The organism is Pseudomonas sp. P4_B3, from assembly GCF_056402295.1.
Genome location: NZ_JBFUHR010000003.1, coordinates 277115 through 291031 on the forward strand (window position 1 = coordinate 277115; position 13917 = coordinate 291031).

Genomic DNA, 13917 nt, shown 5'->3' on the forward strand with positions numbered 1-13917 from the left:
AGGTTTAACGGGATGCGGTGCGCGTGACCAGGCCGGCAGCCAGCGCCAGTTGCCACAATCCGCATTCGGTGGCCTGTTCGGCCAGGGTCACCCGGGCAAAACCGCAGGCGTCGAGCGCACGGCTGTAGCGGGCACAGAGTTGGGTGTTGCCGATGAGGATGATCGAAGGCAGGTGCACGCTGTTGCGCCGGCGCCGCTGGACGTTGGCCAGGGCTGCCAACTCGTGGCCGATCAACAGGCCGGACAGGTAGTCCGCCTGGGCGGTGGCGCTCAATTCGCCGGTCAGCCCGAGACTGCGGGCGCTGAACATCGTCGACAGCGGACCGGTTTCACCGTCCGCCGACAACGCGACCTGCACGCCGCGATCAAACGCATCGCCATCGAAGGACCCGCCACGCTGCTGGGTGCGTCCGAGAATGCTGTGCTCGCTGAGCACGGCGAAGACTTCGCCGGTCATGAACGTATCGAAATGCACGATGCAACCGTCGGCCACTTCCACCCATTTCGAATGGCTGCCCGGCAGGCCGATCAGCAGATCAGCACCAGCCTCGCTCGTCAGGTTTTGCAGCACGCCGAGCACCTGGGTTTCTTCGCCGCGCATCACGTTCGGCAGAGGCGAACGCTCGATGACGCCTGGCACGATGTGCACATCGATGCCGCGCAAGCTGCGCACGGTTTGCAGGGAAGTACCGAGCGTGGCGACGTTCGCCGGCGTGTCGCGGTAGGCCGCTTCGCACCAGCCCTGGGCGCTGCCGACCATGCCGCAGGCAATCACCGGCAAATCCGGCTGGGCATCGAGCCAGTCACCGCAAGCCTCATCGAATGCCAGTTCAAAACCATCGGCGCATTCCCGGCCGCCAATGATTCGCGGCGCTTTCGGCAGCTGCATGATCCCCGACGACAGCGAACGCTGTTCGAGGACCAAGCCACCTTCAGCCAGTTTGTAAGCACGTAATGAGGTTGTCCCCCAGTCGAGCGCGATCAATTGCGCCTGCATCGCTTCACCTGTTTTGGTTTTTGGCAGTGAGTGAGCGGGACTATAAACCCTGGCGTTGTAAAATCTCAATATATAAATATCAATCCCATATTATGAGACAAGATAAAAAAGATCGCAGCCTTCGGCAGCTCCTACACGGGATCGTCCGCCGCGGTTTGGCGGTGTACATCGATCCGTAGGAGCTGCCGAAGGCTGCGATCTTTTAAGAAGTTTCAGTTACCCGATGCGAAATCCCGCAACACCGCTCCATCCATCCGATACCGAACCCACTCCTCCTGCGGCTGCGCGCCCAGGGATTTGTAGAATTCGATGGCCGGGGTATTCCACTCCAGCACGCTCCACTCGAAACGACCGCAGTCGTTGGCGCAGGCGATTTTTGCCAGATGTCGCAGCAGGGTCTTGCCCGCACCACCGCCGCGCTGTTGCGGGGTGATGTAGAGGTCTTCGAGGTACAGGCAATTGCTGCCCAGCCAGGTGGAATAGCTGAAGAAGAACACCGCGAAACCGATGGGTGCACCGTCGCGCAGGCAGATCAGGCCATGGGCGGTGGCGCCTTCGCTGAACAGGCTGCGCTCGATATCGGCAACGCTGGCGATGACTTCATGGCGGGCACGTTCGTAGTCGGCCAGTTCAGTGATGAACGCGAGGATTTGCGGTGCGTCACTGGGGGTCGCCGGGCGGATCTCGATCGTCATGGACGTGCCTTGTCAAAAGTGGAAAACGCCATACTAAGTCGGCGCGGTACTTGTGGCGAGGGAGCTTGCTCCCGCTGGGTTGCGCAGCAGCCCCAAAAGCAGGCAATGCGATCTTTCTGGAAAAACAGAGCAGGTCGCGACAGGGCCTGCTTCGCAGGCCAGCGGGAGCAAGCTCCCTCGCCACAAAAGCTGATCCGCCGCAAAGTGTCTGAAAGCTTTACTCCGGCCAACACTAACCTTGGAATCGATAACCTCGCACCTAACATCCGCGCCGTGCGTGGTTAGATAGATGCGCTGCTCATTTAGCCGGTCAAGGAACCGCGTCATGTCTACCGCAACACCCCCTGTCTCAAGCAAGTTGTTCGGCCTGTTTTGCCTCGCCAGTTACCTGTTGTCGTTGTCCTACGGTTCGACGTTTTTGCTGTCGTTGCTGATCGGCTCTCGCGGCGGTAACGAACACGACGCCGGCAGTGTGATTTCGGCGGCGATGCTCAGCACCTTTGCGGCGGTGATTGTTTCCGGTCATTTGTCCGACTTGCTCGGTGCCGCCCGATCGGTGGCGCTGTTCGGTGTATTGCTGGTAGCGGCCAGCCTGGGCTTCGCCCTGACCCCGGGCTTCGGTCATCTGCTGTTGTTTTTCGGGCTGCTGCTGGGCCTGGGCTGGGGCGTGTTCTACACCCTCGGGCCGATCATCGTGGCGAGTCTGGTGACACCCGCGCAGCGCGCCAGATACTTCGCCCTGCTGTCGGGCAGCATGATGACCGGGATCGGTAGCGGCCCGTTGCTCGGTCGCGCGGCGAGTGCACTCGGTTATCCGGTGACGGCGGCGTTTTACCTGGCGGCGCTGGCCAGCCTGATCGGCGTATTGCTGTTCTGGCGCCTGGATCGACAACTGAAACCGGCGCCCGCGCAATCTGGCAGCGTGTCGCGGATTTCCTGGCGCGCAGCGGCTCAGGTGCTGTCGTCCAGGGCCGTGTTCCCGATCATCATGGTCGGTCTCGGCGGCTGCGTGTTCGGTGGTCTGTCGAGCTTTCAAACCAGTTATGCCGCGGCGCGCTCGCTCGACTATTCGTTGTTCTTCCTCGGCTTCATGAGCGCGGCGATCAGCGGCCGCATGCTGGTTGCCGGTTTCGTGGTCAAGCGCGATCCATTCCGTGCATCGTGCGTGCTTTCGGGGTTGATGCTGGCATCGATCGTGATGTTCGGATTTGTCGTCGACAGCAGCTTCAGCTACGTGCTCGCGGCGGCGATGCTCGGGATCGGTTACGGCCTGACCTACTCGGTGATCAACGGCCTGGCCGCCAATGAAGCGCCGAACGGCACCACTGCGCAATCCTTGCTGCTGTTCAGCCTCTCGTATTTCATTGGCGTGTTCGGCTTTCCAATGCTGGCCGGGAAAATCATCGTCGAGCAAGGCATGGCCACGCTGTTACTCACGGTGTTGGCGGTCGCCTCGCTCAACTGGCTGATCACCGTGGGCCGATTGATCTGGCGTAGCGCCAAAGCGGTTAGCGCATTGGAGCAGGCCTGAGCCGTTCGTCGCTAACAATGCACTCATCCGGATCGAGGGCGGACTAATCAGGTAAGGACTCTACTCGTTGGAGACAACACCATGATCCTGTCCAGGTTGACCGCCCTCGCCCTCGCCGCCCTGCTGTCTTCTGCCGCGTTCGCCGGGACCATCGGCTCGAGCACCGGCCCGACCAACCCGGTGGAAAAGCCCAGGGCACCGGCGATCCAGAGTGCTCCCGGCATGAACACCGACGGCACTACGATCGACCACAACCTGCCACCGTCCACCGGCACCGACCCGCGGGTTCAAGGCAATGATGCAGGACGTCAGGGCGGTATGAGTTTGCCAGGCAGCAAAACACCCAAAAGCGGCGGACTTGGCTCGACCACTAGCGGTGACTCGGGTGATGAGGACGGCGACAGCCAATAATTTCCAGTTTGAGGACAGAAGCTCGGGTGAAGAATATTGCGCTATCAGAAATGTGCAGGCAGGAATTGATTGAGAAGCTGCGCAAGGCAAGTCAGTGCCGGATTATGTGTTGAGTTTCAGGGCCTCTTCGCGGGCAAGCCCGCTCCTACAGGATCTGTGCCAGACCACACAATACGATGGTGAGCGCAGAACCCTGTGGGAGCGAGCAAGCTCGCTCCCACAGGTAATGTAGAAGTCAGCGCTGCTTCAGGCGATCGATTACCACCGCCAACAGCAGAATCGACCCGCGAATCACATACTGATAAAACGTATCGATGTTCTTCAGGTTCATCGCGTTCTCGATGATCGCCAGAATCAGCACCCCGGCAATCACGTGCCGAATCATGCCGATCCCGCCACTCAACGAAACCCCGCCCAACACGCAGGCCGAGATCACCGTCAGCTCGAAACCCTGGCCGATCATCGGTTGGCCGGAGGTCATGCGCGATGCCAGGATTACCCCGGCCAACGCACCGATCACGCCATGCACGGCAAAGATGATGATCTTGGTCCGGTCGACATTCACACCGGCCAGCAGCGCCGCTTCCTGGTTGCCGCCAATGGCCATGGTGTTGCGCCCGTAGGTGGTGTAGTTCAGCAGCCAGCCGAAGAACAGGAAGCAGATGATGGTGATCAGGATTGGCACCGGCACGCCGAACAACTGGCCGTTACCGAACACAAAGAACGATTCCTGGGACACCCCCACCGCTTTACCGTTGGCGAAGATGTAGGCCAGGCCGCGTACGATTTGCATGGTCGCCAGCGTGGTGATCAGCGCGTTGACTCGCAGCTTGGCAATCACGATGCCGTTGATCAGCCCGACGATCAGGCCCATCACCAGCGCCGCACAGACTCCGAGAAACACGCTGTCGGTGTCGCGCATCACCACCGCCGCGACTACTCCGGCGCAGGCAATCACAGAGCCCACCGACAAGTCGAAATGCCCGGACGCCAGGCAATACAACATGGTGCACGCCGCGATCCCGGTGGTGGAAATCGCCAGGCCCAGGCCACGCATGTTCAGCGGCGAAAGGAAGTTGTCGATCATCAGGGTACAGAGCACGAAGATTCCGACGGCGGCCAGCAGCATTACCCAGTCATCGAGAAAACGCCGCATATCCAGGGGTTTGCGCGTGGTCGGCAAGGTGTTGTCTTGGGTTGTCATCATAGTCACCTCTCAGTTCGCCACGCCGTCGTCGCGTTGGCGCGGCAAAGCCAGTTGCAGCAGGTTGGATTCATTGGCCTGGTCGCGGCTCAGCTCGCCACGCAGGGCGCCTTCGCACAGCACCAGGATGCGGTCGGAAATACCCATGACTTCCATCAAGTCACTGGACACCACAATCACCGCGATCCCCTCGGCCGCCAGGTTATGGATGATCTGGTAGATCTCGGCCTTGGCACCGATGTCGATGCCGCGGGTGGGTTCGTCGAGCAGCAGCACTTTCATCGGCATCGACAGCCAGCGGCCGAGAATGGCCTTCTGCTGATTACCGCCGGAAAGAAACCTGATCTGCTGCCCGGCGTGGGGCGTTTTCACCTTGAGCGCCTTGATCTGCTGGTCGGCGTTGTCCTTCTCCCACAGCCCGCGCAACAGGCAACCGAAGGTGGAGTTGGCGCCGCGGGCGCTGATGTTGATGTTCTCGGCGACGCTGGCCAGCGGCAGGATGCCTTCCTTCTTGCGGTCCTCGGGGCACAACAGGATCCCGGCGGCAATCGCGTCCCGGGGTGAACGCAGCTTCAGTTCATGACCACGAAGTTTCAGCTGTCCGGCGCTGTGGCGCGCCAGGCCGCTGAGCAAGCGCAACAGCTCGGTGCGACCGGCACCGACCAGCCCGAACAGCCCGAGGATTTCGCCCTTGTGCACCTCGAAACTCACCGGCTCACGCAACCCCGGCCCAAGCAAACCGTCGACCTTGAGCGCCACGGCGCCGCGCTGACGGGGGCGGTAATCGTAGATGTCCTGAATGTCACGACCGACCATGCAGGTGACCAGTTGATCGTGGGTCAACTGGCCCATGTCCTCGAACGTGCGCACGTATCGCCCGTCCTTGAACACCGTCACAGCATCACAAATGCGAAACACCTCTTCCATGCGATGGGACACGTAGAGCACCACTTTGCCCTCGTCCCGCAGCCGGCCGATGATCGCCATCAAGCGCTCGATCTCCCGCGCCGAAAGGCTGCTGGTGGGTTCGTCGAAGGCAATCACATGGGCGCCACGGGACAAGGCCTTGGCGATTTCCACCAATTGCCGCTGGCCGAGGGACAGGCGCCCGACTTTCTCTTGCGGGTCGATTTCATCGGCCAGGCCTTTGAGACAGGCCAGTGCCTGCTGGCGCAGGGCACCGCGGTTGATCAAGCCGAAACTGGCCGGCAGATGCCCGAGAAACAGGTTCTCCGCCACGGTCATTTCCGGCACCAGATGCAGCTCCTGATGGATCACCGCGACGCCACTGCCGATGCTGTCGGCGGTGGACTTGAAGTCCATCGCCCGCTCGCCGATCTGCAAGGCACCGCTGCTGGGCGTATAGGCCCCGCCGAGGATTTTCAGCAGCGTCGACTTGCCGGCACCGTTCTCGCCCATCAAGGCATGAACCTGCCCCGGATGGGCGACGAAGCTGATGTTGTCCAGCGCCTTCACACCGGGAAAGGTCTTGCCGATCCCGTTGAAGCGCAAGCTGCCGCTGTGTTGTTGTGTATTTGTTTGCGCGTGCATAACCCACCTCTTCAAACCGGTCAGGCAGCCCCGTCGCCGAGGCCGCCGCTGAAATCAAACGGTCGTCAGTTCCACAGGCCGATCTTTTCCAGTTCCTGCTTGAAGTTGTCGCGGGTGATCAGCGTCACGTCGTCCATGGCGGTGAATTTCGCCGGTTCAGTGCCGGTGGTGACCCACTCGTACATCATGCTCGCGGTGTTGTAGCCCTCGATGTGCGGGCTTGGCAGCATCGAGCCGTAGAAGCCGCTGTCGGGTTTCTTCAGCTCGCCGATGGCGTCGGTACCGTTGATACCGATGCCGATCACGTTGGCCGCAGCGAAACCGGCGCTCTCGGTGGCGCGCACGCCGCCGAGGACGGTGTTGTCGTTCATGCCACCAATGATCAGGTTCTTCGCCGCACCCGGCAGTTTCACCAGGGCGGAGTTGGTGGCGTCCATGCTGCCTGGTACGTCGAGGGTCTTGAGGGCCGCGAACAGGATGTGGTCTTTCGGCATGCCGGCGTCTTCGAGTGCCTTAACCGAGCCGTCGGTGCGCTTCTTGCCAGTGTCGAGTTCGTTGTAGGTGTTGATCACCGCATAGGTGTCTTTCCAGTCCCAGCCGCGCTTCTTCGCCTCGGTGGCCATGGCATTGCCCTGCTTCTGGCCGACTTCGAACGCGGCCATGCCGAGGTACGGCACATCCTCCATGAACTTGCCGCTGGCATCGACGAAACGGTCATCGACGGCAATCACCTTCAGCCCGTTGAGTTTGGCCTTGGCCATGATCGCAGGTCCCAGGGACACGTCAGGCGGGCAGATCACGAAGCCTTTGGCGCCGTTGGCCGCGAGGCTGTCGATGGCAGAAAGGGTTTTCTCACCGTCCGGCACGGCGATCTTGATCAGGGTGAAGCCCTTCTCTTTCCCGGCCTTTTCGGCAAAGGCCCATTCGGTCTGGAACCAGGGTTCTTCCGCTTGCTTGACCAGAAAACCGATTTTCACTTGCTCGGCCGCCAGCAGCGTGCTGCTCAGGCTGACCGCCGAGACCGCCAACGCGGCACAGCAAAGGGAACGGATAGCATGACGACGATTCATAAGCTGACTCCTTGTTATTGTTCTTGAGCGTTCTTTGAAAGCGTTCTTTGTAAACAAAGGACGGTAAAACCGTACTGCCAATAGTCATATCGTATGATGATTGTATTTCAGACGTAGTAATGCGCCTGAAAGCCCGATGACTCAGTCGTGGTACATCACCGAGCGCCCGCCATCGATAGTGATGCACGAGGCATTGATGAACGGCGCTTCATCGCTGGCCAGGAACACGGCGGTCATTGCCACTTCGATCGGCTGACCGATGCGACGCGGCGGGTGCAGGTCAAACGCGCGCTGGCGTTCGGCGTGGGGGTCGGCGAAACCGTTCCAGTAATCGATGTTGATCTGGGTTTCGATATAGCCCGGCGCGATGGCGTTGACGCGGATGCCCTTGGCCGCATATTCGATGCCCAGCGCGCGGGTCAGGCCGAGCAGGCCATGCTTGGCCACCGGGTACGGGAAGCAGCCCGGAATGATGTGGGAGGAATGGGTGGAGGCAATGTTGATGATGCTGCCGATGCCCTGCTCGATCATCTGTGGCAGCACCGCCTTGCAACCGTACCAGGCGCCATCGAGGTCGATGGCAAAGCAGCGATGCCAGTCTTCTTCGGTCATTTCCAGCGGGTCACGGAATACGTTGACCCCGGCGCAGTTGACCAGCACGTCGATCCGGCCATGCAGGTCAATCGCCAGCCGGGCCATGGCGTGCAGATCCTGTTGACGCGACACGTCGGCCTTGATCGCCACCACATCGGCGCCTTTGTCTCGCCAATGTGCTGCGACTTTCTCGACTTTCTCGGCCTGAATGTCACTGATGATCAGCCTGGCCTGCTGGGACGCGAAGGTCGCCACAATCGCTTCACCGATACCCTGGGCGGCACCGGTCAGCAACACGACCTTGTTTTTCAGGCGTTCGCCCTTGGGCGGTTCGGGCACCGGTGGCAATGACAGTGGTTCAGCCATGGATCAAGACTCCTGTTCGAAGACACGACGAAAACCGGGCATCTGTCGATGTCCGGTCAAAAGGCGCTGGGTAGGAAACAGGTGAGTGCGAAAACGTTTCAGCTCGGAAACGCTCTGAGGCACAGGCTCCGCAAGGGAGCACGGGGGAACTTCGCTGCATCACTTCACCTGTTTTGTTTTTTTGAGTGTGAGTGCATGTAACTGGTGAGGCCGACTATAAACCCGGCCCGCGACAAATCTCAATATATATATTTGCATCCCATACTATGGGATTTACCCAGCAAAACGCGTGCAATGCTTTCCAGGCACATCCACTGGAATCGACAACACGGCCCCATCCAACGGATGGCCCAGCGGACTGGCTGCGCTGGTGATGTACAGGGTTTTCAGGTCTGCACCACCAAACACGCAACTGGTGGGACGACTGATCGGCAATTCAATGATCCGATCGACTTTGCCGCCAGGGCTCAACCTGAGCAGGCAGCTGCCGTCCCAACGGGCATTCCAGATAAAACCTTCGGTATCCATCGCCGAACCGTCCGGGCCGCCACGTCCGTGCGGACCAAACCAGAGCTGCGGCGCATCGAGGGCTCCGTCGGTACGGATGAAATGTCGATACAAGGTGCCGTCGAGGCTGTCGCCGAAATACACGGTGGTGGCGTCATCGCTCCACAACAGCGTGTTGGGAATGCCCAGGTTACGCAGCAGCGGCGCGACCCGCCCGGCGCGATCGATGCGCAACAGTCCACCGGAACGGCGGACGATGGGCAGGTCTTCACCGTGTTCTCCGATGTTGTTTTGCATGGTGCCGAGCCAGAGCTGGCCCTGGGCGTCGCAGCGGGCTTCGTTGGGGCGGTTGCCCGGTTGCGGATCGGCCACGCAGAACAATGTCAGGCGCGGTTCCAGGCCAGGAGAGTCGAGATCGAGCCGATAAACCCCACTGCTCAATGTCACCAGCGCATCGCCGCTTTCGCAGGGAATGAAGGACGACACATGCTCCGGCATCTGCCAGATCTGCACATTGGAGCCGATCAACCGCAACGCCTGTTTACTCGCGATATCCACCCAATACAGCGCCTGGGTCGGCGCATCCCAGAACGGGCCTTCACCCAGTTTCGCCCGATGCCCGGTAACCGCCGTCAACGTCATGAAACCTCCTGCAGGGTTCTTGTTTTTATGTGGGGATTTTCGTTGTCAGCTGGCCTTTTTATCGGCCATGACTTGCGGGTAGTAGCGTTTGATCGCCAGGTCCGCGTTATCGATCAGGGTCATGCAGGCCCAGACACCCCGGGCGGTATCACGGGCCGCGATAGCCTCGGCCAGGTCCCGGTGAATCGGCAAGGTGCGGCGCAGTTCATCCGGGTCGGCGGCGGACACTTCAAAGGCCACCGCCAGCAACGCGCCGAGGGCGGGAACCATTTGCTCGATGAATTGATTGTGGCTGGCAGCGAGGATGCACTCGTGGAAGAGCTGGTCGGCACGGTTGTAATCGATGCCGCTGTCCACAGCCTGTTCCAGCGCGTTGCAGGCCAGCAGGATCGCGTTCACCTGTTCGCCGGTTGCACGCTCGCAGGCCCAGCGCACGGCCATCGGTTCGATGGTACGGCGCAGGTCGAGCAGATCGTCGACGAAGTTTTCCGGCAAGCCGCTGCGCGACAACCAGCCGACGACTTGTGGATCGAAGAGGTTCCAGCGCCGCACCGGCAACACCCGCGTGCCGACCTTCGGGCCGACTTCGAGCATGCCTTTGGCAACCAGGGTCTTGATGGCTTCACGGATGACCGTGCGGCTTACACCAAGTTGCTCGCCGAGGTCGGCTTCGACCTTGAGTGACTCACCCGGCTTGACCTGCCCCGTGGCGAGCCAGCATCCCAGCCAATCAACGGTCGAAGCATGAAAGCTGCTGGACATGGACACCTCAAAGCCGTATGTGATGGAAGCTCACGCTAATCATCATACGATTGGATGTCAAATAAAAAAGATCGCAGCCTGCGGCAGCTCCTACAGGGGAATGTGGACTCCTGTAGGAGCTGCCGCAGGCTGCGATCTTTTCAAGGCTCAAGACCGATGGGGAAGAACTCGCCGCCACTCCAGACACCGAGCCAGCGCTGGCCGTCGATCTCGCGGCTCACCGCCAGCTCCACCAATTGATAGAACACGTTGCGATGGATCAAGGCTTCAAGATTGCTGCGCACATGCACATAAGGGGCCGGTTCCTGCGTTACCGGATCGATGACCACGCGCATCGGATGCTCGACACCGGCCTCGGTGGTTTCATCGACGTTGGTGGTAAAGCGCAACACCTGCGCCTCGCCCTCGCCTTCCACGTCCACCGCAATCGCCACGAACGGCGCATCGTCGACCTTGATGCCGACCTTTTCGACCGGCGTGATCAGGAAATAATCATCGCCGTCGCGGCGAATGATGGTGGAGAACAGCTTGACCATCGGCTTGCGCCCGATCGGCGTGCCCAGGTAATACCAGGTGCCGTCGCGGGCGATGCGCATGTCGATGTCGCCGCAGAAATCGGGATTCCACAGGTGCACCGGCGGCAAGCCTTTGGTCTTGGGGATTTGCCCCAGCAGGTCGTTGGCTTTTTGCGGGCCACTCATGGTGTTCTCCTTGAAATTACTGGTCGCTGAGCCCCAGCAGGCTGCGCGCATATTGTTCCAGCGGCGGACCCATCAGGTCTTCGGGTTTTTTATCGTGGAACGTCAGTAAACCGCCACGACTCTTGATGGTCGCAGTATCAATCAAATACTGGGTGCTGGTCTCGATCAACATGATCTGAATCATACCGCTGTCGATGCCGAGACGATCCAGGGCTTCCTGATCCAGCCACTCGTCCGAGTTGCCGATACGGTCGTCAGACTTGGCAAATCGGGTGTAGAGCAGATAGTGCGCACCGGCGGCACGGGCTTCGCCCATGGCATGGTCGAGGCCTTGGGGCGTACGGGCACGGCGGACCATCGGGAAGTATTCGACGAAGCCATCGAACGCGACTTCGGCAATCACGTTGGGCCGTGGGTAAACGGAGCTGCCCGCAGGCATGAAAGCGCCCTGGGCGATGTAGACGAACGAGTCCGGCTGAATGCGCAGATTGTTTACGCGACGACTGTCGCTGTGATCGAGTAACCCCGCATCGCTCATATGGTAACGAGTCCCTTCGGCCATATCGCTGACGTTCATGCAGCCACCAAGTGCCAAAACGGCCAGCAGCAAAACCAGGCTACGCATCCTATCCTCCCAGAGGCCGGTGTCGGAAAACCGGCGAATGGCCGTAGGATGCAGCTTCCGCGCCAGCTCATGAACATTGTTGACTGATCTATCGTCATCGCGAGCAGGCTCGCTCCCACAAGGATTTATGCAATACCTGTGAGAGCGAGCCTGCTCGCGATGACGGACGATCAGCCGCCGATAATCTTCATGACAGTCGCGCCACCAGAGAACGCCACTTCCTGCTTGTCGCCCAAGGCTTTCACCAGGAGCCTCTGCAAGGCCGGCAGTGCTTGATGGCGCGGCTTGTCCAGCAGGTCGCCGATGTAATGGCGATTGCTCGACGACAGGCAGCCATGCAGCCACCCGGTGGAGGATAAACGCAAGCGTGAACAGGTACGGCAGAAAGGCACACTTTCATTGGCGATCACGCCGAAATAACCCAGGCCGGGAATTTCATAGCGAACGGCCGTCGCATCGACCGGAGCATCGGCCTGCAGATACTCGTAGCGCTCGCCGATCAGGCTCAGCAATTGCTGGAGGCTGACGAACTGTTGCAGAAAAGCATTGGAATCGTTGGCCAGGTGGCCCATGCGCATCAGCTCGATGAAGCGCAGTTCATAACCGCGCTCCAGGCAGTAGTCGAGCAGCGGCATCACCTGATCGAGGTTCTGCCCGCGCAGCGGTACCATGTTGACCTTGATCTTCATGCCGGCCGCACTGGCCTCGTTCATGCCGTCGAGCACGGTGGCCAGGTCGCCGCCCCGGGCAATGGTGCGGAACGCACTGGCGTCGAGAGTATCGAGGGAAACGTTGAGGCGCCGAATGCCGGCGTTCACCAGCAGTGGCAGTTTCTTCGCCAGCAACTGGCCATTGGTAGTCAGGCTGATGTCTTCCAGGCCCATCTGCCCGACCGCCGTCATGAACGCTTCGAGTTTCGGGCTGACCAGCGGCTCGCCGCCGGTAATGCGCAGACGCTCGATCCCCGCCGCTTCAATCAGATAAGCCACACCGCGCGCCATGGCTTCGGCCGACAACTCATCCTGCGCAGCCACCAGACGCTTGCCATTGGGCACACAGTAGGTACAGGCGTAATTGCAGGCTGAGGTCAGACTGATTCGCAAGTTGCGAAAACGCCTGCCTTGACGGTCAACGATCATGGTCACTCCGGCGGAAGAATATCGGGCCGCTAAAACTTGACCCAGAAATCAAGTTTTAGCAAGTCCTCTACCTGAGTATATTCCTGCGGCACTGCGCCAAGTAGCGAAATCATGGCGCAATAAGGCAACTGAATGGCTCAGCTGCCGGGAGTGTCGGTGTCGCGCTTGCGCTTGTTACCCATGCGCACGCCGATGTCCATCAGGAACTGGAAGAAACCTTCCTGATCTTCCAGCACATTGCTCCAGAACGGCGAGTGATACAGCGCGACAGCACCGTGCACCAACGCCCAGGCCGCGCAGTAATGGAAGTAAGGCGGTACATCTTCCAGCTTGCCTTCACTGATCCGGCCTTTGATCAGCAGGGTCAGGCGTTCGAAGTTCGAGGCACGGATCTTGTGCAGTTCCTCGATCATCTCCGGCACCTGGTTGCCCTTGACCACTTTCTCTTCGAGGCGGTCGAACAGGCGATAGCGTTGTGGATCGCGCATGCGGAATTCGAAGTACGCCCGGGACAAGGCTTCCTTGTCCTTGTCGACATCGGCCGAATGCAGCAGTGTGTTCAAATCGCGCTCGTAGTCGAGCATCAGGCGCAGATAGATTTCCGCCTTGGACTTGAAGTGCTTGTAGATCGTGCCTTTGCCGATACCGACAGCATCAGCAATCATCTCGACGGTGACACTGTCTTCACCTTGTTCGAGGAACAGCTTGAGCGCGGTATCGAGAATTTCCTGCTCGCGGCGACGAAATTCACGGACCTTACGAGGTTCTTTATGCATAAGAAAAGGTCTGTCGGGGTCAAAATTCGAAGCCGCGTATTATGCCTAACTTGCGCAAAAATGCACGGATCATCCGACCATATCTGCGCTTTCTGGTCATTCTGCGCACGTTTACAGGGTGATGAGAACTCTTCCGAAGCGCACGTATTCCAAATTTGTTTAAAAACCCTGACCCGCAAACTGGACTAGGCGCAATCCTGATCAATACTTGAACTGTCGGCGGGGCATCTCCCCCAAGTGTCACGCCGATATTGGTACCGACGGACCGCGTACCATTGTTTTACTCCTAATGGTCTTAACCCGGATTCACCCCCCAGAACCCGGGTTTTTTTTGCCTGCGATTTAA

At 59.8% G+C, this 13917-nt stretch carries 14 protein-coding genes; 2 read left to right on the forward strand and 12 right to left on the reverse strand.

Annotation, left to right across the window (positions count from 1 at the left end):
* Positions 1 to 4: 4 nt before the first annotated feature.
* Both AC1DWG_RS05235 and AC1DWG_RS05240 read right to left on the reverse strand, forming a co-directional pair.
* Positions 5 to 997: a 2-dehydro-3-deoxygalactonokinase gene (locus AC1DWG_RS05235; protein WP_477765378.1), complete on the reverse strand. Its 993-nt coding sequence runs from the start codon at positions 995 to 997 to the stop codon at positions 5 to 7.
* 212 nt (positions 998 to 1209) lie between these two features.
* Positions 1210 to 1692 (reverse strand): N-acetyltransferase family protein, encoded by a 483-nt coding sequence (locus AC1DWG_RS05240; RefSeq protein ID WP_477759903.1) that lies wholly within the window; start codon positions 1690 to 1692, stop codon positions 1210 to 1212.
* A gap of 325 nt (positions 1693 to 2017) precedes the next feature.
* Here AC1DWG_RS05240 and AC1DWG_RS05245 point away from each other — a divergent pair, with 325 nt between their 5' ends.
* A complete protein-coding gene (locus tag AC1DWG_RS05245) occupies positions 2018 to 3223 on the forward strand; it encodes an MFS transporter (protein ID WP_477787429.1) in 1206 nt (401 codons plus the stop codon).
* A gap of 81 nt (positions 3224 to 3304) precedes the next feature.
* Entirely contained in the window at positions 3305 to 3634 is a 330-nt protein-coding gene (locus AC1DWG_RS05250) for a hypothetical protein (protein ID WP_477765380.1), read from the forward strand.
* A gap of 235 nt (positions 3635 to 3869) precedes the next feature.
* On the opposite strand, the gene araH is transcribed toward AC1DWG_RS05250, so the two are convergent.
* The 10 genes from araH to AC1DWG_RS05300 form a co-directional block, all read right to left on the reverse strand.
* Positions 3870 to 4838 carry an L-arabinose ABC transporter permease AraH gene (gene araH, locus AC1DWG_RS05255; RefSeq protein ID WP_477765381.1) on the reverse strand — a complete coding sequence of 323 codons (969 nt, stop codon included), beginning with the start codon at positions 4836 to 4838 and terminating at the stop codon, positions 3870 to 3872.
* Positions 4839 to 4850: 12 nt separating this feature from the next.
* Entirely contained in the window at positions 4851 to 6389 is a 1539-nt protein-coding gene (gene araG, locus AC1DWG_RS05260; RefSeq protein WP_477765382.1) for an L-arabinose ABC transporter ATP-binding protein AraG, read from the reverse strand.
* A gap of 65 nt (positions 6390 to 6454) precedes the next feature.
* Complete coding sequence (locus AC1DWG_RS05265; protein WP_223459570.1) at positions 6455 to 7459, reverse strand: substrate-binding domain-containing protein; 1005 nt, start codon at positions 7457 to 7459, stop codon at positions 6455 to 6457.
* A gap of 141 nt (positions 7460 to 7600) precedes the next feature.
* A complete protein-coding gene (locus tag AC1DWG_RS05270) occupies positions 7601 to 8419 on the reverse strand; it encodes an SDR family oxidoreductase (RefSeq protein ID WP_477753735.1) in 819 nt (272 codons plus the stop codon).
* 273 nt (positions 8420 to 8692) lie between these two features.
* Positions 8693 to 9568, reverse strand: coding sequence for an SMP-30/gluconolactonase/LRE family protein (locus AC1DWG_RS05275; RefSeq protein WP_477787430.1), 876 nt, complete (start codon positions 9566 to 9568; stop codon positions 8693 to 8695).
* 45 nt (positions 9569 to 9613) lie between these two features.
* The gene (locus tag AC1DWG_RS05280) at positions 9614 to 10330 is read right to left on the reverse strand and encodes a FadR/GntR family transcriptional regulator (RefSeq protein ID WP_477753737.1); all 717 of its coding nucleotides are present in this window, start codon (positions 10328 to 10330) and stop codon (positions 9614 to 9616) included.
* Positions 10331 to 10470: 140 nt separating this feature from the next.
* Positions 10471 to 11031 carry a DUF1285 domain-containing protein gene (locus AC1DWG_RS05285; protein ID WP_477787431.1) on the reverse strand — a complete coding sequence of 187 codons (561 nt, stop codon included), beginning with the start codon at positions 11029 to 11031 and terminating at the stop codon, positions 10471 to 10473.
* 16 nt (positions 11032 to 11047) lie between these two features.
* Positions 11048 to 11656, reverse strand: a complete 609-nt coding sequence (locus AC1DWG_RS05290; RefSeq protein WP_477753739.1) for a DUF4823 domain-containing protein — start codon at positions 11654 to 11656, stop codon at positions 11048 to 11050.
* Positions 11657 to 11826: 170 nt separating this feature from the next.
* Positions 11827 to 12795, reverse strand: a complete 969-nt coding sequence (locus AC1DWG_RS05295; protein ID WP_477765384.1) for a GTP 3',8-cyclase MoaA — start codon at positions 12793 to 12795, stop codon at positions 11827 to 11829.
* 137 nt (positions 12796 to 12932) lie between these two features.
* Entirely contained in the window at positions 12933 to 13571 is a 639-nt protein-coding gene (locus AC1DWG_RS05300) for a TetR/AcrR family transcriptional regulator (protein WP_108215361.1), read from the reverse strand.
* Positions 13572 to 13917 lie beyond the last annotated feature (346 nt).

Excerpts from the sequence above, each read along its gene's own strand:
- AC1DWG_RS05235 (WP_477765378.1), bottom strand. The coding sequence starts at position 997 with ATGCAGGCGCAATTGATCGCGCTCGACTGGGGGACAACCTCATTACGT.
- AC1DWG_RS05240 (WP_477759903.1), bottom strand. The coding sequence starts at position 1,692 with ATGACGATCGAGATCCGCCCGGCGACCCCCAGTGACGCACCGCAAATC.
- AC1DWG_RS05245 (WP_477787429.1), top strand. The coding sequence starts at position 2,018 with ATGTCTACCGCAACACCCCCTGTCTCAAGCAAGTTGTTCGGCCTGTTT.
- AC1DWG_RS05250 (WP_477765380.1), top strand. The coding sequence starts at position 3,305 with ATGATCCTGTCCAGGTTGACCGCCCTCGCCCTCGCCGCCCTGCTGTCT.
- araH (WP_477765381.1), bottom strand. The coding sequence starts at position 4,838 with ATGACAACCCAAGACAACACCTTGCCGACCACGCGCAAACCCCTGGAT.
- araG (WP_477765382.1), bottom strand. The coding sequence starts at position 6,389 with ATGCACGCGCAAACAAATACACAACAACACAGCGGCAGCTTGCGCTTC.
- AC1DWG_RS05265 (WP_223459570.1), bottom strand. The coding sequence starts at position 7,459 with ATGAATCGTCGTCATGCTATCCGTTCCCTTTGCTGTGCCGCGTTGGCG.
- AC1DWG_RS05270 (WP_477753735.1), bottom strand. The coding sequence starts at position 8,419 with ATGGCTGAACCACTGTCATTGCCACCGGTGCCCGAACCGCCCAAGGGC.
- AC1DWG_RS05275 (WP_477787430.1), bottom strand. The coding sequence starts at position 9,568 with ATGACGTTGACGGCGGTTACCGGGCATCGGGCGAAACTGGGTGAAGGC.
- AC1DWG_RS05280 (WP_477753737.1), bottom strand. The coding sequence starts at position 10,330 with ATGTCCAGCAGCTTTCATGCTTCGACCGTTGATTGGCTGGGATGCTGG.
- AC1DWG_RS05285 (WP_477787431.1), bottom strand. The coding sequence starts at position 11,031 with ATGAGTGGCCCGCAAAAAGCCAACGACCTGCTGGGGCAAATCCCCAAG.
- AC1DWG_RS05290 (WP_477753739.1), bottom strand. The coding sequence starts at position 11,656 with ATGCGTAGCCTGGTTTTGCTGCTGGCCGTTTTGGCACTTGGTGGCTGC.
- AC1DWG_RS05295 (WP_477765384.1), bottom strand. The coding sequence starts at position 12,795 with ATGATCGTTGACCGTCAAGGCAGGCGTTTTCGCAACTTGCGAATCAGT.
- AC1DWG_RS05300 (WP_108215361.1), bottom strand. The coding sequence starts at position 13,571 with ATGCATAAAGAACCTCGTAAGGTCCGTGAATTTCGTCGCCGCGAGCAG.